This window comes from Amycolatopsis albidoflavus, assembly GCF_039525725.1.
Classification (GTDB): Bacteria; Actinomycetota; Actinomycetes; order Mycobacteriales; family Pseudonocardiaceae; genus Amycolatopsis; species Amycolatopsis albidoflava.
Genome location: NZ_BAAAHV010000022.1, coordinates 602,027 through 622,101 on the forward strand (window position 1 = coordinate 602,027; position 20,075 = coordinate 622,101).

Sequence of the window (20,075 nt, forward strand, 5' to 3'; positions counted from 1 at the left end):
CGGGGAAGCCCGCTTTACGAAGCGGTGCGGGAGGCCGGTTCCGGGGCCGTGGCGTCGATGTCGTCGGGGCGGGCGCGACGGGGGAACAGCGGGGAGATGAGCAGGAACAGCGCGATGACGATCGCCTGGACCACGAGGGCGTCGCGGAAGCTTTCGGTGACCTGGCCGGTCAGTGCGCCGGCGAAGAACACCGTGCTGAACACCGCGACGCCGACCGATCCGCCGATCGACTGGACCGCGGACAGGACGCCGGAAGCGGAGCCGACCTCGTCGTCGTCGACGGCGCCGAGCACGGTGTTGAACACCGCGGCGATCACGATGCCCGCGCCGATGCCGGCGACGGCGCTGCCCGGCACGATCTGCCAGATCGTGAAACCGGCGGTGTCGTCGAGGGACAGCCACAGCCAGGCGATCCCGGCGAGCTGGACGACGGCTCCGGCCTGCAGCACCCGGCGGCCGAGCCTGGCGGCGAGCAACCCGCCGCTGATGGTGCCGCCGACGGCGGTGCCCAGTGCGACCGGGAGGTTGCCCAGCCCGGCCTGTCCGGCGGTGAAGCCGTGGCCGAGCTGCAGGAAGAACGTCAGCACCAGCTGGGTGCCGATCAGCCCGCCGAAGAACAGCGCGACCGCGACCAGCCCGACGGTGAACGCGGACTTGCCGAACAGGCTCGGGGTGACCAATGGTGCCCGGCCCCGGCGCACGGTGCGGCGTTGCCACAGCGCGAATCCCGCGTAACCGAGCGCCGCGGCGGACAGCGACAGCCACGTCCACAGCGGCCACCCCGAGGACTGCCCTTCGTTGAGCGGGAGGACCAGCAAGGCCGAGGCCGCGGCGACGAGCACGGCTCCCACGACGTCCACGCGCACCGTCCGGGTTCCCTCGCCGCGGGGCACCAGCCGCCAGGCCAACGCCCAGGCGGCAAGGCCGACCGGGACGTTGACCAGGAACACCAGCCGCCAGCCGAGGCCGAACAGGTCCCAGTCGACCAGCGCGCCGCCCAGCACCGGGCCGAGAACGCCGCCGAGACCGAGCACCGGACCGAACACGGCAAGCGCTTTCGTGAGCTGCCGGGGAGCGAGGTTATCGCGCAGAATGCCGAGGCCCTGGGGCAGCATCATCGCCCCGGCCACGCCCTGGACCAGCCGGAAAGCGATCAGCAGGCCGATGTCCGGCGCGGCCGCGCACAGCAGCGACGCGAGAGCGAAGGCGGCGAGTCCGGCCAGGAACACCGGACGGCGTCCGTAGCGGTCGCCGAGCCGTCCGCCCAGCACGAGGCCCGCGCCGAGCGTCAGCGCGTAGCCGCCGATGACCCACTGCAGTCCGACCGGGCTCGTCCCCAGCGACCGCTCCAGCGACGGCCCCGCCACGTTGACGATCGTCGAGTCGAGCAAGTCCATCAGCTCGACCACGAGCACGGCGGCCAGCAGCCACCCCATCGCTCGCGGCGCGGCCTTCTTCTCGGGTACGGACAAGGTTTTCTCCGAATTCTGGTGCTGGCGCTCGTTTTCCGGGCGCGTTCGTACACCGGGCGGGCATTCGCGCGGAACGAATGCGCCCGGTGGGGGCAGGCGGCGGTCAGCCCTGGGGGAAGGAATCCGCGGTGTCGGTGTAGATCCGCACGACACCGGCCAGGAACGCGTTGACGACGTCCCGGTCGCCGGGTTTCAGCCCCTCGACCAGGCCCTCCACGCCGTGCAACAGCGGGCGCAGGTGGCCGAAGAGCCGCTCCGTCGACTCCGCGACCGGCTCGACCAGCACCTTGCGGCGATCGGTGGCGTGCGGGCGGCGGACGACGTGCCCGGCCTTCTCGAGCCGGTCCACGATGTGCGTGCTCGCCGCGGTCGAGACCCGCAGCCGGTCCGCGAGGTCCTTCGCCGTCAGCGGGCCGTCGGTGGCGAGGTGCTCCAGCGCCGCCAGGTCCGTGGCGTTGATCCCCAAGGCTCCGCTCAGGCGTTGTTCGATCACCCGCGTCAAGGTCCCCACCTCTTGCAGGCGCTCCATCACCGCGTTGCCCACGCCGGGGGATTCGGTTCGCCGCGAGCCGCGGGGTGAGGAGGTCATGGAAAGAAGACTACTAGATAAGTAACTAACCAAGTTAGCGAAATGATGTGACGAGCGGCACCGGGTCGGCCGCGACAGCGACGGCACGGCTGGCAGACTCACCGAACGTGAGCGGAACGGTGCTGGTGCTAGGCGGACGCAGCGAAATCGGGACGGCGGTGGCCGTCCGGCTGGCGCGTGGGGGTGCGAAGCGGTTCGTGCTCGCCGCGAGGCCGGGTGCGGACCTCTCAGCGCAGACCGCCGAACTGCACGAGGCAGGCGCGGAGACCGTCACGACTGAGGACTTCGACGCCGACGATCTCTCCGCACACCGCCCGTTGCTCGATCGGGTCATCAAGGAACACGGCTCGCTCGAGACGGTCGTGCTGGCGTTCGGCATCCTCGGCGACCAAGCCCGCGCGGAGACCGACGCGGCGCATGCCACCGCGATCGTGCACACCGATTACGTCGCCCAGGTGTCCGTGCTCACTCACACGGCGGAACTGTTGCGCGCTCAAGGTTCTGGAAATCTGGTCGTCTTCTCGTCGGTCGCCGGGATTCGCGTGCGACGGGCGAATTACGTGTACGGCTCGGCGAAAGCCGGGCTCGACGGGTTCGCTTCGGGACTGTCCGACGCGCTGCACGGCACCGGCGTGCACCTGCTGCTCGTGCGGCCGGGCTTCGTGATCGGCCGGATGACCGAAGGAATGTCGCCCGCGCCGTTCTCCAGTACCGCCGATCAGGTTGCCGACGCGACAGTTTCCGCCTTGCGCCGGCGTCGTGAAGTGGTGTGGGTGCCGGGGATGTTGCGCTTGGTGTTCGCGGCGATGCGGTTCGTGCCGCGCGCGGTGTGGCGGCGGATGCCGCGCTGAACTCCCTGTGCCCGAAGGGATACCGGCTGTCGCGGCGTACTCGGCCGAACGGGCAGCATCACATCTTCGCGACAGGTTTCTCAGGCTATTCCCAGCTAACGCGGTGATCCTCGAAGGCGGGGGTCGAAATCCGTCCCCGGGGAAGCGAGGAACCGGCCGTGCTGATCACGTCCCGGGGCCGCCGGATCGGCGGCCGTGCGGTGCTGGGGGTGGTGTCCACCCTCGTGCTGGGCGCCACCGGATTCGCGTGGTCGCAATTGCACCGGCTCGACACCAGCCTCGTCACCGCCGACGTCATCCCGCCTTCGGCGCAGGTTCCGGACACTCCGGCCGGGGAACCGCTCACCGTCGCGCAGAACATTTTGTTGGTAGGTCTCGATTCCCGCACCAAACCGGACGGGACGCCGCTGCCGCAGAACGTGCTCGACGCGCTGCACGCGGGCGGGAGCGACCAGGGCGGCAACACCACGGACACGATGATCGTCGTGCACGTCCCGGTCGGCGGGGCGGCGGCGACCGCGATTTCGATCCCGCGTGATTCCTATGTGGACATTCCGGGTTACGGCAAGCACAAGATCAATTCGGCCTACAGCCGGGCCCGCGCCGATCAACGGGGAAAGCTCGCCCAGCAAGGGATGAGCGGGCCGCAGCTGGAGGTGGCCGCCGACGCCGCCGGTGCGAAGTCGGCCATCGCCGCCGTGCAGCAGCTCACCGGGCTCACTATCAATCACTACGCCGCGGTCAATCTCTCGGGCTTCGCCGCGTTGAGCCAGGCGGTCGGCGGAGTGCAGGTATGCCTGAAGGCGCCAGTGAACGATTCCTTCTCCGGAGCGAATTTCCCCGCCGGTGTGCAGACGATCTCCGGTACCCAGGCGCTCGCCTTCGTGCGGCAGCGGCACGGCCTCCCGAACGGCGACCTGGACCGGATCGCGCGGCAGCAGGCGTTCATGTCGGCGATGGCGAAAACTGTCCTCGGCTCCGGCACCTTTACCGATCCCTCGCGGCTTTCGTCCCTTGTGGACGCTCTGGAAGGTTCGGTCACCCTTGACCACGGCTGGAACCTGTTGAGCTTCGCCGAGCAACTGCACGGCCTCTCCTCGGGCGCGATCGCGTTCGGCACGATCCCGGTGCAGAGCCTGTCGCTGGCCACCCCGGCCGACGGCGACGCGGTGAAGGTGGATCCGGCGCAGGTGAAGCAATTCGTGCAGACGCAGATCAGCTCGCCGGACGTCTCGGCGTCCGGCGGAACGGCTGATCCGGGCGCGGTCCACCCGTCGTCGAGCGGCGGCGCGGTGCGGCCGATCGCGGAGACCGCCACGCCGACTCCTCCGGCGGGCACTCCGGCGCAGCCGAAGATGACGACCGCCAGCGGATGCGTGAACTAGGCCAGCGGCAGCGCGATCGTGAACGCGGCTCCGCCCTCGGGAGCCGGGCCGGCCGTCAGGGTCCCGCCCATCCGCGTCACCAGCCCGTGCGCCAGCGCCAAGCCAATGCCGGATCCGACCGGGCGGCTGTCGCGGTACCGGGCATTGAGGACGCCGCGTTCAAAAGCCACCGGGTAGTCCTCTGGCGCGAGCCCCGGGCCGCCGTCTCGGACCGACAGGTGTGCGTGGCCGTCCGCGACCGTCAGCGCGAACACCATCGGCGCGCCTGCGGGCGTGACGCGTAAAGCGTTCTCCGCCAGACCGTCCACGACCTGGTGCAGCCGCCGGGCGTCGGCGGTGACCATGGCGGCTTCCGGCGGAGACTGCACAGTCAGCGAGACGTCGGAGCGGGCGCAGCGCAACTGCCACACCTCCGCGCAGTCTCGAACCAGCGCGGCGAAGTCGAAAACATCAAGGTCGAGCTTGAATTCGTCAGCCCCGAGGCGGGCGAGTTCCAGCAGATCGGACACCAAGCGCTCCAGTCGTTGGGCCTCGCGGTGAATCGTCTCGCCGGCGCGGCGGGCGTCCGGGCCCTCGGCGACTCCGTCGGCGATCGCCTCGGCGAAACCGGTCACGGCGGTCAGCGGGGTGCGAAGTTCGTGCGACACCGACAGCAGGAATTCCCGTTGGCGGGCTTCGCTGCGGGCCAGCGCGTCGGCGAGTTCGTTCAGCGAGCCCGCGACTTGCGCGACTTCGGCGGGCCCTTCGACCGGCACCCGGACGTCGCGGCGGCCCGCGCTGAGGCTGCCCGCGGCGGCCGCGGCACGGCGGAGCGGGCGGCCGAGCAATCGTCCGGAGACGTATCCGGCGACGGCGGCGACCACAAGCCCGATGCCCAAGGCCAGAAGGATGTTGCGCAGCAACGCGTGCTGGGTCGCCTCGGCGCTGCGCACCGGCTGCACGAGCGCGAACGCGGCCTGCGGGCCGACCGGGCGCACTTCCACGAGGTAATCGACATTGCCGATCGCGACCCGCGCCGAATGGTCCTTTCCGGACGTGAGCCCGGCCCGTTCCGCCGCGCGCACCGCGGTCGCCTGTCCGGAATTCTGGCCGTTGTCCCGGTGCACGACGACCTCGATGCCTTGCCCCCGCACGACCGCGGCCGCCTTGCCGATCGCGAGCCGGTTGCCGATCCCGGCGTCGTCGAGCTGCCCGGCGACGACGTCCGCCTGATCCCGCAACGACTGCTGCAGCACCGAATCCGCGGTGTTGCGCACCAATCTGGACGCGACGAGCCCGGCCACCAGCACCGCGATCCCGGCGACGGCCAGGCACACCACGGTGATCCGGAGCGCGAGCGTGGTCTTCATCCGGCGTCCGCCGCGTACCCGATGCCGCGAACTGTCCGGATTGGACTGTCGTCGCCGAGTTTCGCCCGCAGCTGCGCGACATGCACGTCGACGGTGCGGGTCCCGGCCGCGGCGGCGTAACCCCAGACCGCGCTGAGCAGCTGGTCGCGCGACAGGACTTGGCCGGGATGGCGCAGCAGGTAGGCGAGCAGATCGAATTCGGTGGAGGTGAGCGTGATCTCGGCTTCGCCCGCCCAAGCACGACGGCCCGGCACGTCAATGCGCACGCCGCCGCAGGCGAGTGTCGTGGATGGACTGCCGGACGCTCGGCGCAGCACAGTCCGTACGCGGGCGGCGAGTTCGCGAGGGCTGAACGGTTTGGTGAGATAGTCGTCCGCGCCGATTTCGAGGCCCAGCAAGCGATCCAGCTCGTCGTCGCGGGCCGTCACGAACAGCACCGGTGTCCAGTCGCCCGCCGCGCGCAAAGCCCGGCAGATCTCGATACCGTCCATTCCGGACAGTCCGATGTCGAGCACCACCGCGACCGGCCGCAACCGGCGGATCGCCGCGAGCGCCTTCGCGCCGTCCGGCTCGACCTCCACCCCGAACCCGTCGCGCCGCAGGTAAAGCGCGGCGAGCTCGGCGATCGCGGTCTCGTCCTCCACGACGAGGACGAGACCGCGGCCAGCTGACCCCATGCGGGCTCCCGTTTCTCCGGCAGGCTACGTCGGGGGAAACGGTACGCGCGTCACCGCGACCCGTCGCCCGCCATGTCGGACTGGATCGAGTCCAGCGTGGACTGGATGCCGCTCAGGTCGCCGTTCGGCGCCGCCCCCGGCGACGGCGGCGAACCGTTGTCGCACGCCGCGCAGCCGAGCCCGACGACGACAGCCGCGGCGGCGACCGCGATCAGCCGCTTCACTTGGGCGCCTGGCAATGCGCGGCGGCGAAGGCGTCAAGCTGCTTCGTCGCGTTGGTCAGCTCGCCGATCCGGCTCTGCCGCTTGTCCGCGCGCTTCTGCAGCCGGTCGGCCTGCGCGGTGTGCCCCTTGGTGCGGGCGTCGTTCGCGCGCGCCTTGAGGTTCGCGACCGACCCCGAGACCTCGGGTCCGCCGTTGATCCGGTTGGTCAGGTTCTGCGCCTGCTTGCGCAGTTTCGGCACCCAGGCCGTGCACATCTGCTGCACTTCTTGCGGGCTCAGCGTGACCGGAGCCGGAGCCTGCGTGTCCGCGCTGGCGATCGGCGCGGCCACGAACAGTCCGGCCGCGATCCCGCAGCCCGCCAGTGCCATCCGCCTCGTTCCTCGCATCGTTCTCGTCCTCCCGTGTCGGTGTTCCCGGTGACCACCGTCGCGCGCGGGTGTACGAGGGGTGTGGGACGAATGTTCGGGTTCGGTAAACCCTGCTGACCCGGGGGAGTGTTACTCTCTTGCGGAGAGTGAGGAGGCCGCCGTGCTGGGAAATCCGTACGACCGCGACTGCCCGACGCGCCAGCTGCTCGACCGGATCGGCGACCAGTGGACGGTGCTGATCGTCGGCGCCCTGGTGGACGGCCCGCTGCGGTTCACCGAAATCGGCAAGCGCGTCGAGGGAATCTCGCAGAAGGTCCTGACGCAGACCCTGCGCAGCCTGGTCCGCGACGGCATCCTGATCCGCACGGCGTACCCGGTGATCCCGCCGAAGGTCGAGTACGAGCTGACCCAGCTGGGCCGCAACCTCGCCGAACCGCTGGAACTGCTGGACCGCTGGGCCCGCCGGAACATGGACCAGGTGACCGCCGCCCGCGCGGCTTACGACGCGGAGAACGCCGCTACCGCTTCTTGAGCGGGGCGCTTCCGGATCCTCACCGGAAAAGACGGAAGAACCCGCGCACCTGCTCGACCAGCGACTCCGGCTGCTCCAGTGCGGCGAAGTGCCCGCCACGCGGCAGTTCCTCGAACCAGCGCAGGTCGGTGAACCGCAGTTCGGCCTCCCGCCGCGACGGGCGGGTGATGTCGCGCGGGTAGACCGACAGCCCGGACGGCGCGGTCACCTTGTCCCGGAAGCCGGCGAAGCTCTCCCAGTACAGGCGCGCCGACGAGGTCGCCGACGCGGTGAACCAATAGACCGAGATCTCGTCGAGGATCTGCTGCCGCGACAACGCGTCCTCGGGGCGGCCGTTGTTGTCCGTCCAAGCCCAGAACTTCTCGGCGATCCAGGCGGCCTGGCCCGCCGGGGAGTCGGTGAGGGCGTAGCCGAGGGTCTGCGGCCGGGTCGCCTGGAGCGCCGAGTACCCCCGGCCGGTGCGCTGCATTTCCTTCTCGGCCTCGAGGTTCGCCAGCTCCGCGGGCGTCGGGTCGGCGAACGTGCCCGCCGCCACGGAACCCAGATTCAGATGGACACCGGCGACCCGCTCGGGCGCCACCTCGCCCAGCGCGCCCGAGACCGCCGAACCCCAGTCACCGCCCTGCGCGCCGTACCGGTGGTAGCCCAGCGAAACCATCAACGTGTCCCAGGCGCGCGCGATGCGCGTGACGCCCCACCCGGTCGTCGACGGCTTGTCGCTCCAGCCGTAGCCGGGCAACGACGGCGCGACCACGTGGAACGCGTCCGCCGGATCCCCGCCGTGCGCGCGCGGATCGGTCAGCGGGCCGAGGACCTCCAGGAACTCCAGCACCGAACCCGGCCATCCGTGCGTGAGCACGAGCGGGAACGCGTCCGGCTCGGGCGAGCGGACGTGCAGGAAGTGAATGCCGAGCCCGTCGATCGTGTCGCGGTACTGCGGGAAGGCGTTCAGCCGCTCGGCGAACCCGAAGTCGTAGTCCTCCGCCCAGCTGCGGCACAGCTCCCGTGCGTACGCCAGCGGCAACCCCTGCGACCAGTCGTCCACCGGCTCGGGCTCGGGCCACCGGGTCCGGCGCAAGCGTTCGCGCAGATCCGCGATCTCGGCTTCGGTGATGCTGACCTCGAATGGCTCGGCGGACATCGCAAGGCTCCTTACTGGTCAAGGCCCCTTCCGCACGGGAGCGTTCCTGCCAGGTATGTTGTGACATGCGAAAGCGGATTTGCGTGTAACGCTACGGGCCAGTGAGGAGACACGTCAAATGCCGGATGCGTATCACAGTCCAGCAGCGGTCGAGACGGCCGTCGATCTGGCCAACACCTTGAGGCCGATCAAGGGAGAGGACGCGCTCGAGACCGTGGAGCAGCTGCGGGCCTTCCTCGACGACCATCCCGAGGCAGGGCCGCCGAGGACGGCCGCGAACCAAGGGGCCGGTCCTCGCCGGCTCACCCGCGACGACCTGGCGGAAGTCCGCGCGTTGCGCGAGACGGTGCGTGCCGTGCTGGAACGAGCGGCCACCGCCCCGGTCGAAGCCGCGGCCCTGATCAACGACGGTCTCCGTCGCAGCCGAGCCACCCCGGCACTGCGTCACGAGGACGACCGCTGGTGGACCGAGGTAACCTCCGACACCGATCGCTGCTCGGCGCACCTGGCCGCGGCCACGCTCAGCGCACTGGCCTCCGTGGTCGCCGCCCTCGGTCCGGCCCGTCTCGGCGTGTGTGCCGGGCTGAACTGCCGGGCCACGTTCGTTGACCTGTCGCGCAACGGCTCGAAGCAGTACTGCACCCGAAACTGCGCGCACCGGGCCAGCGTCGCGGCCTACCGGAGCCGGCGAAGCCCGGATTGAGCCCCGCGACCGTCGCAGAGGGTCAGGGCTGCCGGAGCGCGTTCGTCAACGTATGTGCCTCCTTGAGCAGCAACGCCCCCAACTCCGCCCGCCGCTCCTCCCGGAACCGCGACTCCACCCCGGTCAACGTCAACGCCCACGCGGGTTCCCCGGCCGGCGTGAACACCGCCGCCGCCATCCCCCAGCTTCCTTCGACCACCAGCCCGGGATTGGTCGAATACCCGTCCTCCCGCGTCCGCGCGACCCGGGCCCGCACGTCCTCCGCCCGGTGCGCCGGACCCCATTCGCCGGTGAGGTCCACAGTGGACAGATACTCCTCGACCTCCCGGTCCGGCAGCATCGCCAGCACCACCAGCCCCGCCGACACCACGCCGAGCGGGAAGCGGGCGCCCTCGTACAGCACGAACGACCGGATCGGGAAGTCGCCGTCCTCGCGCAGCAGGCAGACCGTCTCGTTGCCGCGGCGGGCGGAGAAGAACGCGCTTTCCCCGGTGGCCGCGGCCAGCCGGTGGACGCTCGCGCGCGCCTGCTGCGTCACGTCGTAGCGCGGGGCGGCGGCCTCGCCCAGCAGGTACAGCTCCGGGCCCAGGTACCAGCGGCCGCTTTGCCGGTCCCGGTCGACGTAGCCCTCGGCGGCCAGCGACGCGAGCAGCCGGTGCACCGTCGGCCGGGCCAGGCCGCACTGGCGCGCCAGCTGCGAGGTCGACGCTCCGTCGCGATAGGTGGACAATGCGCGCAGGACCGCGGACACCCGTCCGACTACGTGGTCAGGAGGCGAGGTGGGCACGGAGAAGAGGGTACGTCCGCTCAGTGGACGCATCGGGCGCGGGTGTTCGGTGCGCGAGAGGTTTGCCGGGGATCCCGGCGTGTCGGTTGACCCGTTTCGCCTGCGCTGGGTTGTATGCGGGGACTGACCACTCACCGAACGAAGTGGAGAGGATGCCGTGCCGACGAAGTACCGCAGCGCCGCGGAGGCCCTCGACGGGCTGCTCGAGGACGGGCTGACGATCGCGGTCGGGGGCTTCGGCCTCACCGGGAACCCGAACGACCTCATCGAGGCGGTCCGGGACTCGGGCGTGCGCGATCTGACGATCGTCTCGAACAACATGGGAGTCGACGGGGCCGGGCTCGGCATTCTGCTCGACAACCGGCAGGTGCGCCGGGTCGTGGCGTCGTACGTGGGCGAGAACAAGCTGTTCGCGCAGCAGTATCTCGACGGGACCGTCGAGGTCGAGTTCACCCCGCAGGGAACGCTCGCCGAGCGGATGCGGGCCGGCGGCGCGGGGATCCCGGCGTTCTACACCAAGTCCGGGGTCGGCACGCCGATCGCCGAGGGCAAGCCGCACGCCGAGTTCGACGGGGTCACCTACGTGCAGGAGCGCGGGATCGTCGCCGACCTCTCGCTGGTGCACGCGTACGTCGCGGACCCGGCCGGGAACCTGATCTACCGGTACGCCTCGCGCAACTTCAACCCGCTCGTCGCGACGTGCGGGAAGGTGACGATCGCCGAGGCCGAGCAGGTTTCGGACGAGTACCTGGATCCGGAGCGGATCACCACGCCGGGGATTTACGTGCAGCGGCTGATTCAGGCGACTGCGCGGGAGAAGCAGATCGAGAAGCGGACCGTGCGCGTGCGTGAGGAGGCGTCGGCGTGAGCTGGAACCGGGACGACATGGCCACGATCGGGGCTCGTGAGCTTCGCGACGGCGATTACGTGAATCTGGGGATCGGGATTCCGACCCAGGTGGCGAATCATATTCCGGACGGTGTGCAGGTTACGTTGCACAGCGAGAACGGGATTCTTGGGCTGGGGCCGTTTCCTTGGGAGGGCGAGGAAGACCCGGATCTGGTGAATGCCGGGAAGCAGACTGTGACGTTGCAGCCTGGGGCCAGTTTGTTCGATTCCGCTGAGTCGTTTTCGATGATTCGCGGCGGGCATATCGATCTGGCGTTGCTCGGGGCGTTGCAGGTGGGGGCTAATGGGGATTTGGCCAACTGGACTGTGCCCGGTGCCTTGGTCAAGGGGATGGGTGGGGCGATGGATCTCGTCGCCGGGGCTCGTCGGGTGGTGATCATTACTGATCACACTGCCAAGGACGGGACGCCTAAGATTGTCGAGAAGTGCACTCTGCCCTTGACTGGGGCTGGGGTGGTGAATCGGATTATCACCAATTTGGCTGTTCTTGATGTTACTGAGGACGGGTTGAAGTTGGTGGAGTTGGCTCCTGGGGTTTCTCTTGAGGAGGTTCGGGAGAAGACTGGGGCGCCGATCGCGGAGTAGCTGCGGTTGGGTATTCCAGAGCCTCGGTGGCGGGCATCCCGAAGCCCGATTGTGCTGACGGAAGGCGGGGGTTTGTCAAGGCGGGAAAGATGCCTTGACAAACCCCCGCCTTCCGCAGGGCGGCTTCGTATCGGGATGCAGGGTGGGGTCTGGATGCCCTGGGTGCACCGGTGCGGCTTCAGAGAAGTGCGTGAGGGGAACCCTGAGGGACTCTGAGTCCCTCAGGGTTCCCCTCACGCACTTTGGTTACTTCGCGGGGAGGATGCGGCCTCGGACTTCGCCGAAGCCCAGTGTCGCGCCGGTGCTGGTGGTGGCGCTGCCGGTGATGGCGACCTCGTCGCCGTCCTGGAGGAAGGTGCGTTGTTCTCCGTTGACGGTCAGGGGGTCCCGGCCGCCCCACGAGAGTTCCAGGAACGAGCCGCGTTCGGCCGGTTCCGACCCGGAGATGGTGCCGGAGCCGTAGAGGTCGCCGGTGCGGGCGGAGGCGCCGTTGACGGTCAGGTGGGCCAGCATCTGGGCGGGCGACCAGTACATCTCGCGGTACGGCGGGCGGGCGACCTCCTGGCCGTTCCACTCCACCGTGAGGTTGATGTCCAGGCCCCACGGGCTCGTTTCCCGCAGGTAGGGCAGGGGTTCCGGCGACGTCTGGCCGGGCAGCGGGACGCGGGCCTCGGCCAGCGCGAGGATCGGGACCACCCACGGCGAGATCGACGTCGCGAAGCTCTTGCCCAGGTTCGGGCCCAGCGGGACGTACTCCCAGGCCTGGATGTCGCGGGCCGACCAGTCGTTCAGCAGGACGGCGCCGAACACGTGCCGGGGGAAGTCGTCCGGCGTGATCGGGGTGTTGGCGGGAGTGCCCGCGCCGACGACGAAGCCGAGTTCCGCCTCGATGTCCAGGCGGGTGCTCGGGCCGAAGACCGGACCGTCCTCGCCCTTGCGCTGGCCGCTCGGGCGGACCACGTCGGTGCCGGACACGTAGACCGTGCCGGAACGGCCGTGGTAGCCGACCGGGAGGTGCTTCCAGTTGGGCAGCAACGGTTCCGCGTCCGGACGGAACAGGCGGCCGACGTTCGACGCGTGGTGTTCCGAGGCGTAGAAGTCCACGTAATCGGCGACGTCGATCGGCAGGTGCAGGGTGACATCGCCAATCGCGTGCACGGCTTCGGCGGGCACCTCGCCGGTCACCAGCGTCTGCAGACGCGTGCGGACCTCGACCCAGCGGTCGTAACCCTGCGCCATGAAGGCGTTCAGCGTCGGCTCGGCGAACACTGCGTCACCCAGGGCGATCGACAGGTCCAGCACGTGCTCGCCCACGCGCACGCCCACTCGGGGGCTGCCGTCGCCTGCCGAGAAAACGCCGTACGGCAGGTTTTCGACGCCGAAGGGGGAGCCGGCGGGGATGTCGAGCACGGTCATGCGGTGGCTCCGATCAGGCCTAGGTCTGTCAGTTCGGTGAGCGGGTCGGTGATGCTGCAGGTGCCGAACGAGGTGAACTGCGCGCGGGCCGCGGCCAGGCGTTCGGGAGCCAGTGCGCGGATGCGGTCGGCGACCGCGGTGGCGTCGCGTTCGCCAAGCAGCGCAACGACTTCCTCGTCCTCGGCACCCCGATCGACCGCCTCAGCGGCAAGAAGCAGGTTGAGGAACCCGTGTTGCTCGAAACCGGTCGTCGGATCGGTGTTGCGGATCGCGTGGTGCAGGCCCGCCGTCGCTTTGAACGGGACGCCCGCGTCGGCGGTCGCGCGGATCGCGGCGGCCAGTTCGGCTTCGTCCGGGTAGTACTCGGCGGACGTGCCGCCGGTGCGGAACTTCGCCTTGTGCGGGGTGCCGGAAAGCGCCCGCAGCAACGAAACCCGGCGGTCGTCGCGCGGGATCTCCACGGCGACGGGAACCGGGCAACCGTCCACTGCGGACAAGAACTCGGTGACGCTCATTCCTTGCGGCACCGCGATTTCCAGCGATTCGACCGACACCGGCAGACCGTCGACGGCCTTGAGCACGTCGGCGATCCCATCCGGTCCGGCGGGCAGCGTCACGGTCAGCGGCAGGGGCGTCGAGCGGCCTGCGACGACTTCGGCCAGCTCAGCCAAACCGGAAGCGGCGACCACCAGCGGGCCGACCATCGCGGCGTACTCGGCGGAGGTGTGCCGGTCGTGCGCGGCGACGGCATCCGGCAGCGGTGCGAGGCCGGGCGGGAAGACCGCCGCGTCGTCCAGCAGGCCGCGGGTCAGTGCGTCGGTCACGACTGCGGTCCCCGTCCTGCCCAGGTCCAGGCGTAGCCGGGGTCGTCGCTCGCGTGGCCGCCCTCGCCGATTTCCAGCGGGCGGAACGTGTCGACCATGACGGCCAGCTCGTCGAAGAACTCCGCGCCGATCGAGCGCTCCACCGCGCCCGGCTGCGGGCCGTGGCTGTGCCCGCCGGGGTGCAGGCTGATCGAGCCCTGGCCGATGCCGGAACCCTTGCGCGCCTCGTAGTTTCCGCCGCAGTAGAACATCACCTCGTCGGAGTCCACATTGGAATGGTAGTACGGCACCGGGATCGACAGCGGGTGGTAATCGACCTTGCGCGGGACGAAGTTGCAGATGACGAAGTTGTTGCCCTCGAACACCTGGTGCACGGGCGGCGGCTGGTGCACGCGGCCGGTGATGGGCTCGAAGTCGGAGACGTTGAACGTGTACGGGTAGAGGCAGCCGTCCCACCCGACGACGTCGAACGGGTGCGTCGGGTACACGTAGCGCGTGCCGACGACGCCGCGCGAGCCGCGGTGCTTCACCAGCACCTCGACGTCGGTGCCTTCCGCGAGCAGCGGCTCGGCCGGGCCGTGCAGGTCGCGCTCGCAGTACGGCGCGTGCTCCAGCAACTGGCCGTAGCGCGAGAGGTAGCGCTTCGGCGGCGCGATGTGCGAGTTCGCCTCGATCACGTAGGCGCGCAACGGTTCTGTGCCCTTCGGCACCCAGCGGTGCGTGGTGGCGCGGGGGAGGATCACGTAATCGCCGGCGCGGGCGGGAAGTGCGCCGAACACCGTCTCGACGACCGCTTCACCGGACTCGACGTACACGCACTCGTCGCCGATCGCGTTGCGGTACAACGGAGAAGCCTCGCCGGCGGCGACGTAGGAGATGCGCACGTCGCCGTTGCCGAGCACGAGCCGCCGGTTGTTCACGACGTCCGCGCTCTTCCATTCCTGGCCCGGGAACAGCGTGTGCAGCTTGAGGTGCAACGGCTTGAGCGGCCGGTTCTCGGTGAGCGTCTGGTCCGGGAGCTCCCACGGCGTCGCGTCGACGATCGCGGACGGGATGCCGCGGTGATACAGCAGCGACGAGTCCGACGAGAAGCCCTCCTCGCCCATCAGCTCCTCGGAATAGAGCCCGCCTTCGGGCGTGCGGTGCTGCGTGTGCCGCTTAGGCGGGATGCTGCCCGCGCTGCGGTAGTAGGCCATGGGTCGCCTCCTCGGCGCGAAGTGATTAAAGTATGTACTACTTTCAGTTCAGCCTAGTCCACTGGCTGAGCCGGCGAAAGGGGTCAGCGGCGGGTCGCGAACCCGGCCCGGCCGGAGATGAGCTTGTCCAGCAGCATCACCAGCACGCGCTGCTCGGCCTCGGTGAGCACCTCGACCCACCCGGCCTCGCGTTCGTTCTGCGCCTCGAACACCTCGAGCATCTCGGCCTGCCCGGCCTCGGTGAGCGAGAGCCGCACCGAACGGCCGTCGGTCTCGCCCGGCTTCCGCGTCAGCAAACCTTCGCTGACCAGGGTTTTCGCCAGATTCGACACCGCCGCCCGGCTCATGCCGGTGAGCCGGGCGGCGGCGGACGGTTCGAGCGGCCCGGCCAGCCACACGACGAACAGCACGCGAAACGCCGACCACGACCGCCCGCGCGGCCGGTGCACGGCGGATTCGAGGTCGTAGGTCACCAGGTTCGACGCCCGGTTCAGCGTCAGCAGCACCTCGGTCGCCAGCTGGTGGCGGAACCCGAACTCGTCGGCGAGCCTGCGGTTGGCCAGCGCGATGAACGACCAGAAGTCGAGCGAGTCCGGGTCCGGCGGCGCGGCGGAGTCCTGCATGGACAGCACGCTACCCGCGCCGCCGGGATAATCAAACTCGAAACTACTTTACCGGGCGAGACAGGCGAGCGCCCGCGTCGCGCGGCACCTTGAGGAACGCCAGCATCACCGCAGCGACGATCAGGCAGCCGATCGGGAAGTACAGCCCCACCGTCACGTCGGTCTCGGTGGCCGCGAGCCCGATCGCATACGGCCCGAAGAACCCGCCGAGCGCGGCGATCGAGTTGATCGCGGCCAGCCCGACCGCCGTGTGTTCCTTCGACAGCACCCGCGCGGCCATCGCCCAGTACGGCGCGAGGTAGCCGAGCACGCCGATCGCCGCCAGCGACAGGCTGATCAGCGACAACGTCGGCACGGTCTTGAACTGGATCGCGCCGAAGAACCCGATCGCCGCCACCAGCACGGTGCCGATCACGTGTCCCTTGCGCTCGCCGGTGCGGTCGGAGTTGCGGGCGAGCAGCAGCATGCCGATCGCGCCGACGACGTACGGGATCGCGCCGAGCAGGCCGATGTTGGTCGAGGAGTACTTCGGGTCGAGCTGCTTCACGATCAGCGGCAGGAAGAACGTCAGCCCGTACAGGCCGCAGGCGATGAAGAGGTTGGAGATCGCCAGCAGCATCACCTTGCCGTCACGGACCGCGCGCAGCTGGCCGAGGAACGTTTCCTTCTCCTCCGGCACGTACTCGCGGTCGATCTCGGCCTGCAGCCAGGTGCGTTCCTCGGCGGTCAGGAACTTCGCGTCGGCGGGCTTGTTCGGCAGGTAGAAGAAGGTCAGCAGACCGATCAGCACCGCGGGCGCGCCCTGCAGGATGAACACCCACTGCCAGCTGCTCATGCCTGCCCAGTGCACGTGGTCGAGGATCCAGCCGCCGAAGAGGCTGCCGAGGATCAGCGCGATCGGCTGCGCGAGCGCGAGCGTCGCGATGGCCCGGCCGCGTTCCTTGCCGCGGAACCAGAAGGTCAAGTACAGCAGGAGCCCGGGGAACAGGCCGGCTTCGGCGATGCCGAGCAGGATCCGCGCGATCATCAGGTGCGTCACGCTCGCGACGAACCCGGTCAGCACGGTCACGATGCCCCAGCTGACCGCGATCCGGCTGAGCCACAGCCGGGCCCCGACCTTCTTCATGATCATGTTGCTGGGGACCTCGAACACCACGTAGGCGAGGAAGAAGATCGCCGACGCGACGCCGAAGGTCGCGGCCGTGATGGTGAGCTCTTTGGCCATGCCGAGCTGGGCGTAGCCGATGTTCGCCCGGTCCATGTAGTTGAAGATGTAGAGCAGCAGGACGATCGGCATGACGCGCACGCCGACCTTGCGGACGGTGCGTCTGGCCAGCGGGGAGTCCGCCGTGGTGGCGGCTGCGGCGGGGACGGACATGGGTTCTCCTCGACGGTGAGCAGTAACTCTGAAGGGTCAGGCGGCGGCGGAGCGACCGGCGATGCGGCCCATGGTGACGGCGTTGGCGACCGCGTTGCCGCCGCCGACGTAGCGGAAGCCGAGCACGCCCGCGCCGGCCTCGCCCGCGGCGAACAGTCCGGGCACCCGGTCGCCGCGGACGTCGAGCACGGCGGCGCTGGAGTCGATCTCCAGCCCGGCGTGCGTGCAGACCAGTTCGGCGGGCAGCGTGCGAGCGGCGAAGAACGGTCCGGTGGCGATTTTCGCGGGCGGTTCGGTCGCGCCCTTGGCGGACAGGGTTTCGTGCCGCAGGAACTCCGGGTCCTCGCCAGTGGGGAGCTGGACGTTCCATCTGTCCACAGTGGCCCGGAGAGCGTCGGCGGGCACGTTCATCTTGCCCGCCAAGGCCTCCAGCGTGTCGGCGCGCAAGGTGCGGCCGGCGTCCGCTTCGGACAGTACGTGGTCGGCGTTCCAATGCGCGTAGCCCGGCGGGAGATCGCGGCGCGCTCGGTCGTCGAAGACCATCCACACTGGACCGTCTTGCGCGGAGATGATGCCGCTGGACACCGCGTACGACGCGTCCTCGTCCATGAACCGGCGGCCGTGCGCGTTCACCAGCACGCGCGAGCGCGGCGGGAAGCCCGACTGCCAGTGGTGCAGGCGCTGGAAATACGCGGTCGGCAGCAGCAATCCCCAGCCCTCGCCGGTGATCGAGGCGGACACCTGCTCGCCGAACGCGAAATGGTCGCCTCGGGAACCGGGCGCGGCGACGACGAACAGATCCTCGCCCGCCGCGTCCGCGTCCGCGTAGTACCGCGAGCGCAGGGCGGGATCCTGGGCGAATCCGCCGCTGGTCACGATCACCGAGTTCGCGCGGACCTCGATGCCGTCGGCGACCACGCCGGCGACCCGGCCATCCTCCACGAGCAGCCGTTCGACCCGGGTGTTCAGCACCGCTTCGGCCCCTGCCGTGCGGCGCGCGCGGTCAAGCACCTGGACGAGGCCGTAACCCTGGTCCTTTGGCACGTGCCCGCGCCAGACGTCCTCGACGCCCGCGCGGGTCAGCCCCGGCGTATGCGCGTCGTGCGACACCTTCGCCGGGATCTCCGCGCCGAGCCCGATCAGCCATTCGACGGCCGGACCGGCTTCACGGCAAAACGTCTTGAGCAGACCGGGTTTCAGCTGCCACTGATTGAGGTCCAGGTAGTGCTGGAAGAACCGCTCCGGCGTGTCCTCGATACCCAGTTCGCGCTGGACGCTCGTGCCCGCCGCGGTGAGCATCCCCGCGGACAGTTGGGTCGAGCCGCCGAGGTCTTTCTCCGACTCGAACAGCATCACCGAGGCACCGTGCTCGGCCGCGGAGACGGCGGCGGCCAGCCCCGCGCCGCCACCGCCGATCACCACCACGTCAGCGTCGACGCTCATCCGAGATCACCTCCGGTTTCGGCGAGAATGCGATGGTAGAGACCGTTGGAGACGAGACCGCCGTCCACAGTGACCTCGCTCCCGGTCAAGTAGGTGGACCGGTCCGACAGCAGGAACAGCACCGTGTCGGTGATTTCCTGGGGGTCGGCCATCCTTCCGGCGGGCACACTGTCCACAGCGGACTTGACGAACGCGTCGGCGCCGGCCAGCAGCCCGGTGTCGACCAGTCCGGGATGGACGGAGTTGACCCGGATCCGCCACTTCGCGAAATTGCCCGCGGCGGACTTCGACAATCCGGTCAACCCCCATTTGCTCGCCGAGTAGGCGGGGGAGAAGTAGCCGATCTGGCCGGAGATCGACGAGATGTTCACGATCGAACCGCCGCCCGAATCGCGCATCAGCGGCGCCGCCGCGCGCATCCCGTGGAACGGCCCGGACAGGTTCACCGCCAGCACGCGGTCCCAGACTTCCGCGGTGGTGTCCTGGAATTCCAGCCGCCGGGAGATCCCCGCGTTGTTCACGAGCCCGCCGAGCGAACCGTGCTCGGAACGGATCCGGTCGAGTACGCGAGTCCACTGTGCTGGTTCGACAACGTCCATTGTGTACGGAGTCGCCGCACCGCCAGCCGCGCGGATCTCGTCCGCGATTTCGTCCGCACCAGCGAAATCCGCGACGCAGACGTGCACGCCGCGTTCGCCGAGCGCGCGGGCGTGCTGAGCGCCCATCCCGTTCGCCGCGCCCGTCACGAGCACGACGTCCGGATAGCGCACGGCTTCGGTGGCGTCAGACATGCCGGGAGCCGCCGTCGACCGCGAGGCTGTGCCCGGTCACGTAGCGCGAGCTGTCAGAAAGCAGGAACAGCAGCACGCTGCACACCTCTTCCGGCGAGCCGATCCGGTGCAGCGGAACCGCGTCCAGCGCCTTCGCCAGCGCGGGTGCGTCGTCCTGGATCCAGCGGGTCATCTCGGTGTCGATGTAGCCCGGGGCAATGGAATTGACCCGGATGCCCTGGTCGCCGAGTTCCACCGCGAGCGATTCGGTGAGGTGCGCGACGGCCGCCTTCGAGCTGCAGTACGCCGCGCGGCCCTTGCGCACGCGGACCGCGGACACCGACGCCATGTTGACGATCGCGCTGCCCGGTTCCATCCGCGCGGCCGCGGCCTGCGCGCCGAACAGCACGCCCTCGACGTTCACCGAAAGCGTCGAGCGGATCTGCTCCGGGGTGATGTCCGGAACCTCGGCGAACGGGAAGATCCCGGCATTGTTGACCCAGAAGTCGATGCGGCCGAACTCGTCGATCGCGCGCTGGGCGAGCGCGACGTGGTCCTCGGCGCGGGTGACGTCCAAAGAGGACGCGACGATCCGGCCCGGCTTGTCCTCAATGGACTCGGCGGCCAGCGCCTCGGTCAGCTCGTCGGCGGTGGCGGTCATCGCGGCGGCGTCGAGATCGCCGCCCACCACGTGCACCCCGCGCGTGGCGAGACCGGCGGCGAACCGCGCGCCCATGCCGCGGGCCGCGCCGGTGACCACGGCGACCTTGCCCGGCATCTCCGGATACCGCGCGGTCGCGGGCTGGTGCAGCACCCGGCCGGGGCCGGTGGGCTCGAGAGTGGTCATCTGGGT

The 20,075-nt window shown here is 69.7% G+C and carries 22 protein-coding genes; 6 read left to right on the forward strand and 16 right to left on the reverse strand.

Annotated features, from left to right (window positions below; translation table 11 throughout):
* Positions 1 to 14: 14 nt before the first annotated feature.
* Positions 15 to 1,472, reverse strand: a complete 1,458-nt coding sequence (locus tag ABD156_RS35910; protein ID WP_344284536.1) for an MFS transporter — start codon at positions 1,470 to 1,472, stop codon at positions 15 to 17.
* Positions 1,473 to 1,575: 103 nt separating this feature from the next.
* Positions 1,576 to 2,061 (reverse strand): MarR family winged helix-turn-helix transcriptional regulator, encoded by a 486-nt coding sequence (locus ABD156_RS35915; RefSeq protein ID WP_344284539.1) that lies wholly within the window; start codon positions 2,059 to 2,061, stop codon positions 1,576 to 1,578.
* A gap of 107 nt (positions 2,062 to 2,168) precedes the next feature.
* Here ABD156_RS35915 and dprE2 point away from each other — a divergent pair, with 107 nt between their 5' ends.
* Positions 2,169 to 2,912, forward strand: a complete 744-nt coding sequence (gene dprE2, locus ABD156_RS35920) for a decaprenylphospho-beta-D-erythro-pentofuranosid-2-ulose 2-reductase (protein ID WP_344284542.1) — start codon at positions 2,169 to 2,171, stop codon at positions 2,910 to 2,912.
* Positions 2,913 to 3,070: 158 nt separating this feature from the next.
* Positions 3,071 to 4,297 (forward strand): LCP family protein, encoded by a 1,227-nt coding sequence (locus ABD156_RS35925; protein ID WP_344284545.1) that lies wholly within the window; start codon positions 3,071 to 3,073, stop codon positions 4,295 to 4,297.
* Here the strand turns inward: ABD156_RS35925 and ABD156_RS35930 are convergent.
* From ABD156_RS35930 to ABD156_RS35945, 4 genes are read right to left on the reverse strand one after another with little or no spacing between them, the layout of a single operon-like run.
* Positions 4,294 to 5,646, reverse strand: coding sequence for a sensor histidine kinase (locus ABD156_RS35930; protein WP_344284548.1), 1,353 nt, complete (start codon positions 5,644 to 5,646; stop codon positions 4,294 to 4,296). The genes ABD156_RS35925 and ABD156_RS35930 overlap by 4 nt on opposite strands.
* Positions 5,643 to 6,323, reverse strand: a complete 681-nt coding sequence (locus ABD156_RS35935) for a winged helix-turn-helix domain-containing protein (RefSeq protein WP_344284551.1) — start codon at positions 6,321 to 6,323, stop codon at positions 5,643 to 5,645. Before ABD156_RS35935 ends, ABD156_RS35930 begins: the two co-directional genes overlap by 4 nt.
* A gap of 50 nt (positions 6,324 to 6,373) precedes the next feature.
* A complete protein-coding gene (locus ABD156_RS35940; RefSeq protein WP_344284554.1) occupies positions 6,374 to 6,547 on the reverse strand; it encodes a hypothetical protein in 174 nt (57 codons plus the stop codon).
* Positions 6,544 to 6,933, reverse strand: a complete 390-nt coding sequence (locus ABD156_RS35945; RefSeq protein ID WP_344284557.1) for a hypothetical protein — start codon at positions 6,931 to 6,933, stop codon at positions 6,544 to 6,546. The genes ABD156_RS35940 and ABD156_RS35945 overlap by 4 nt, the downstream gene beginning before the upstream one ends.
* Positions 6,934 to 7,075: 142 nt before the next feature.
* Between ABD156_RS35945 and ABD156_RS35950 the strand changes: the two genes are divergently transcribed.
* A complete protein-coding gene (locus ABD156_RS35950) occupies positions 7,076 to 7,447 on the forward strand; it encodes a winged helix-turn-helix transcriptional regulator (RefSeq protein ID WP_344284560.1) in 372 nt (123 codons plus the stop codon).
* 19 nt (positions 7,448 to 7,466) lie between these two features.
* On the opposite strand, the gene ABD156_RS35955 is transcribed toward ABD156_RS35950, so the two are convergent.
* On the reverse strand, positions 7,467 to 8,588 hold the full coding sequence (locus tag ABD156_RS35955) for an epoxide hydrolase family protein (RefSeq protein WP_344284563.1): 1,122 nt from the start codon (positions 8,586 to 8,588) through the stop codon (positions 7,467 to 7,469).
* A 118-nt stretch (positions 8,589 to 8,706) separates the two neighbouring features.
* On the opposite strand from ABD156_RS35955, the gene ABD156_RS35960 reads away from it, so the two are divergent.
* Positions 8,707 to 9,291, forward strand: a complete 585-nt coding sequence (locus ABD156_RS35960; RefSeq protein WP_344284566.1) for a CGNR zinc finger domain-containing protein — start codon at positions 8,707 to 8,709, stop codon at positions 9,289 to 9,291.
* Between the two features lie 22 nt (positions 9,292 to 9,313).
* Here ABD156_RS35960 and ABD156_RS35965 read toward each other — a convergent pair whose 3' ends face one another.
* On the reverse strand, positions 9,314 to 10,078 hold the full coding sequence (locus ABD156_RS35965; RefSeq protein WP_344284569.1) for an IclR family transcriptional regulator: 765 nt from the start codon (positions 10,076 to 10,078) through the stop codon (positions 9,314 to 9,316).
* 157 nt (positions 10,079 to 10,235) lie between these two features.
* On the opposite strand from ABD156_RS35965, the gene ABD156_RS35970 reads away from it, so the two are divergent.
* Both ABD156_RS35970 and ABD156_RS35975 read left to right on the forward strand, forming a co-directional pair.
* On the forward strand, positions 10,236 to 10,946 hold the full coding sequence (locus ABD156_RS35970) for a CoA transferase subunit A (protein ID WP_344284572.1): 711 nt from the start codon (positions 10,236 to 10,238) through the stop codon (positions 10,944 to 10,946).
* Complete coding sequence (locus tag ABD156_RS35975; RefSeq protein WP_344284575.1) at positions 10,943 to 11,572, forward strand: CoA transferase subunit B; 630 nt, start codon at positions 10,943 to 10,945, stop codon at positions 11,570 to 11,572. Before ABD156_RS35970 ends, ABD156_RS35975 begins: the two co-directional genes overlap by 4 nt.
* A 246-nt stretch (positions 11,573 to 11,818) precedes the next feature.
* On the opposite strand, the gene fahA is transcribed toward ABD156_RS35975, so the two are convergent.
* The 8 genes from fahA to ABD156_RS36015 all read right to left on the reverse strand — a co-directional run bounded on the left by fahA (position 11,819) and on the right by ABD156_RS36015 (position 20,069).
* A complete protein-coding gene (gene fahA / locus ABD156_RS35980; protein ID WP_344284578.1) occupies positions 11,819 to 12,988 on the reverse strand; it encodes a fumarylacetoacetase in 1,170 nt (389 codons plus the stop codon).
* Positions 12,985 to 13,842, reverse strand: coding sequence for a hypothetical protein (locus ABD156_RS35985; RefSeq protein ID WP_344285335.1), 858 nt, complete (start codon positions 13,840 to 13,842; stop codon positions 12,985 to 12,987). Before ABD156_RS35985 ends, fahA begins: the two co-directional genes overlap by 4 nt.
* Positions 13,809 to 15,008 carry a homogentisate 1,2-dioxygenase gene (locus ABD156_RS35990; RefSeq protein WP_344284581.1) on the reverse strand — a complete coding sequence of 400 codons (1,200 nt, stop codon included), beginning with the start codon at positions 15,006 to 15,008 and terminating at the stop codon, positions 13,809 to 13,811. Before ABD156_RS35990 ends, ABD156_RS35985 begins: the two co-directional genes overlap by 34 nt.
* Positions 15,009 to 15,091: 83 nt before the next feature.
* Positions 15,092 to 15,631 (reverse strand): MarR family winged helix-turn-helix transcriptional regulator, encoded by a 540-nt coding sequence (locus ABD156_RS35995; protein WP_344284584.1) that lies wholly within the window; start codon positions 15,629 to 15,631, stop codon positions 15,092 to 15,094.
* Between the two features lie 43 nt (positions 15,632 to 15,674).
* Positions 15,675 to 17,009 (reverse strand): MFS transporter, encoded by a 1,335-nt coding sequence (locus ABD156_RS36000; RefSeq protein ID WP_344284587.1) that lies wholly within the window; start codon positions 17,007 to 17,009, stop codon positions 15,675 to 15,677.
* 36 nt (positions 17,010 to 17,045) lie between these two features.
* Positions 17,046 to 18,452 (reverse strand): FAD-dependent oxidoreductase, encoded by a 1,407-nt coding sequence (locus ABD156_RS36005; protein ID WP_344284590.1) that lies wholly within the window; start codon positions 18,450 to 18,452, stop codon positions 17,046 to 17,048.
* Entirely contained in the window at positions 18,449 to 19,243 is a 795-nt protein-coding gene (locus ABD156_RS36010) for an SDR family NAD(P)-dependent oxidoreductase (RefSeq protein ID WP_344284593.1), read from the reverse strand. Before ABD156_RS36010 ends, ABD156_RS36005 begins: the two co-directional genes overlap by 4 nt.
* Entirely contained in the window at positions 19,236 to 20,069 is an 834-nt protein-coding gene (locus ABD156_RS36015; RefSeq protein WP_344284596.1) for an SDR family NAD(P)-dependent oxidoreductase, read from the reverse strand. Before ABD156_RS36015 ends, ABD156_RS36010 begins: the two co-directional genes overlap by 8 nt.
* Between the last annotated feature and the right edge of the window lie 6 nt (positions 20,070 to 20,075).

Bases quoted from the DNA above. Each gene is read 5' to 3' on its own strand.
- ABD156_RS35955 (WP_344284563.1), bottom strand. From the start codon at position 8,588: ATGTCCGCCGAGCCATTCGAGGTCAGCATCACCGAAGCCGAGATCGCG.
- fahA (WP_344284578.1), bottom strand. From the start codon at position 12,988: ATGACCGTGCTCGACATCCCCGCCGGCTCCCCCTTCGGCGTCGAAAAC.
- ABD156_RS36010 (WP_344284593.1), bottom strand. From the start codon at position 19,243: ATGTCTGACGCCACCGAAGCCGTGCGCTATCCGGACGTCGTGCTCGTG.
- ABD156_RS35995 (WP_344284584.1), bottom strand. From the start codon at position 15,631: ATGCAGGACTCCGCCGCGCCGCCGGACCCGGACTCGCTCGACTTCTGG.
- ABD156_RS35915 (WP_344284539.1), bottom strand. From the start codon at position 2,061: ATGACCTCCTCACCCCGCGGCTCGCGGCGAACCGAATCCCCCGGCGTG.
- ABD156_RS36015 (WP_344284596.1), bottom strand. From the start codon at position 20,069: ATGACCACTCTCGAGCCCACCGGCCCCGGCCGGGTGCTGCACCAGCCC.
- ABD156_RS35930 (WP_344284548.1), bottom strand. From the start codon at position 5,646: ATGAAGACCACGCTCGCGCTCCGGATCACCGTGGTGTGCCTGGCCGTC.
- ABD156_RS35990 (WP_344284581.1), bottom strand. From the start codon at position 15,008: ATGGCCTACTACCGCAGCGCGGGCAGCATCCCGCCTAAGCGGCACACG.
- ABD156_RS35945 (WP_344284557.1), bottom strand. From the start codon at position 6,933: ATGCGAGGAACGAGGCGGATGGCACTGGCGGGCTGCGGGATCGCGGCC.
- ABD156_RS35935 (WP_344284551.1), bottom strand. From the start codon at position 6,323: ATGGGGTCAGCTGGCCGCGGTCTCGTCCTCGTCGTGGAGGACGAGACC.
- ABD156_RS35960 (WP_344284566.1), top strand. From the start codon at position 8,707: ATGCCGGATGCGTATCACAGTCCAGCAGCGGTCGAGACGGCCGTCGAT.
- ABD156_RS36005 (WP_344284590.1), bottom strand. From the start codon at position 18,452: ATGAGCGTCGACGCTGACGTGGTGGTGATCGGCGGTGGCGGCGCGGGG.
- ABD156_RS36000 (WP_344284587.1), bottom strand. From the start codon at position 17,009: ATGTCCGTCCCCGCCGCAGCCGCCACCACGGCGGACTCCCCGCTGGCC.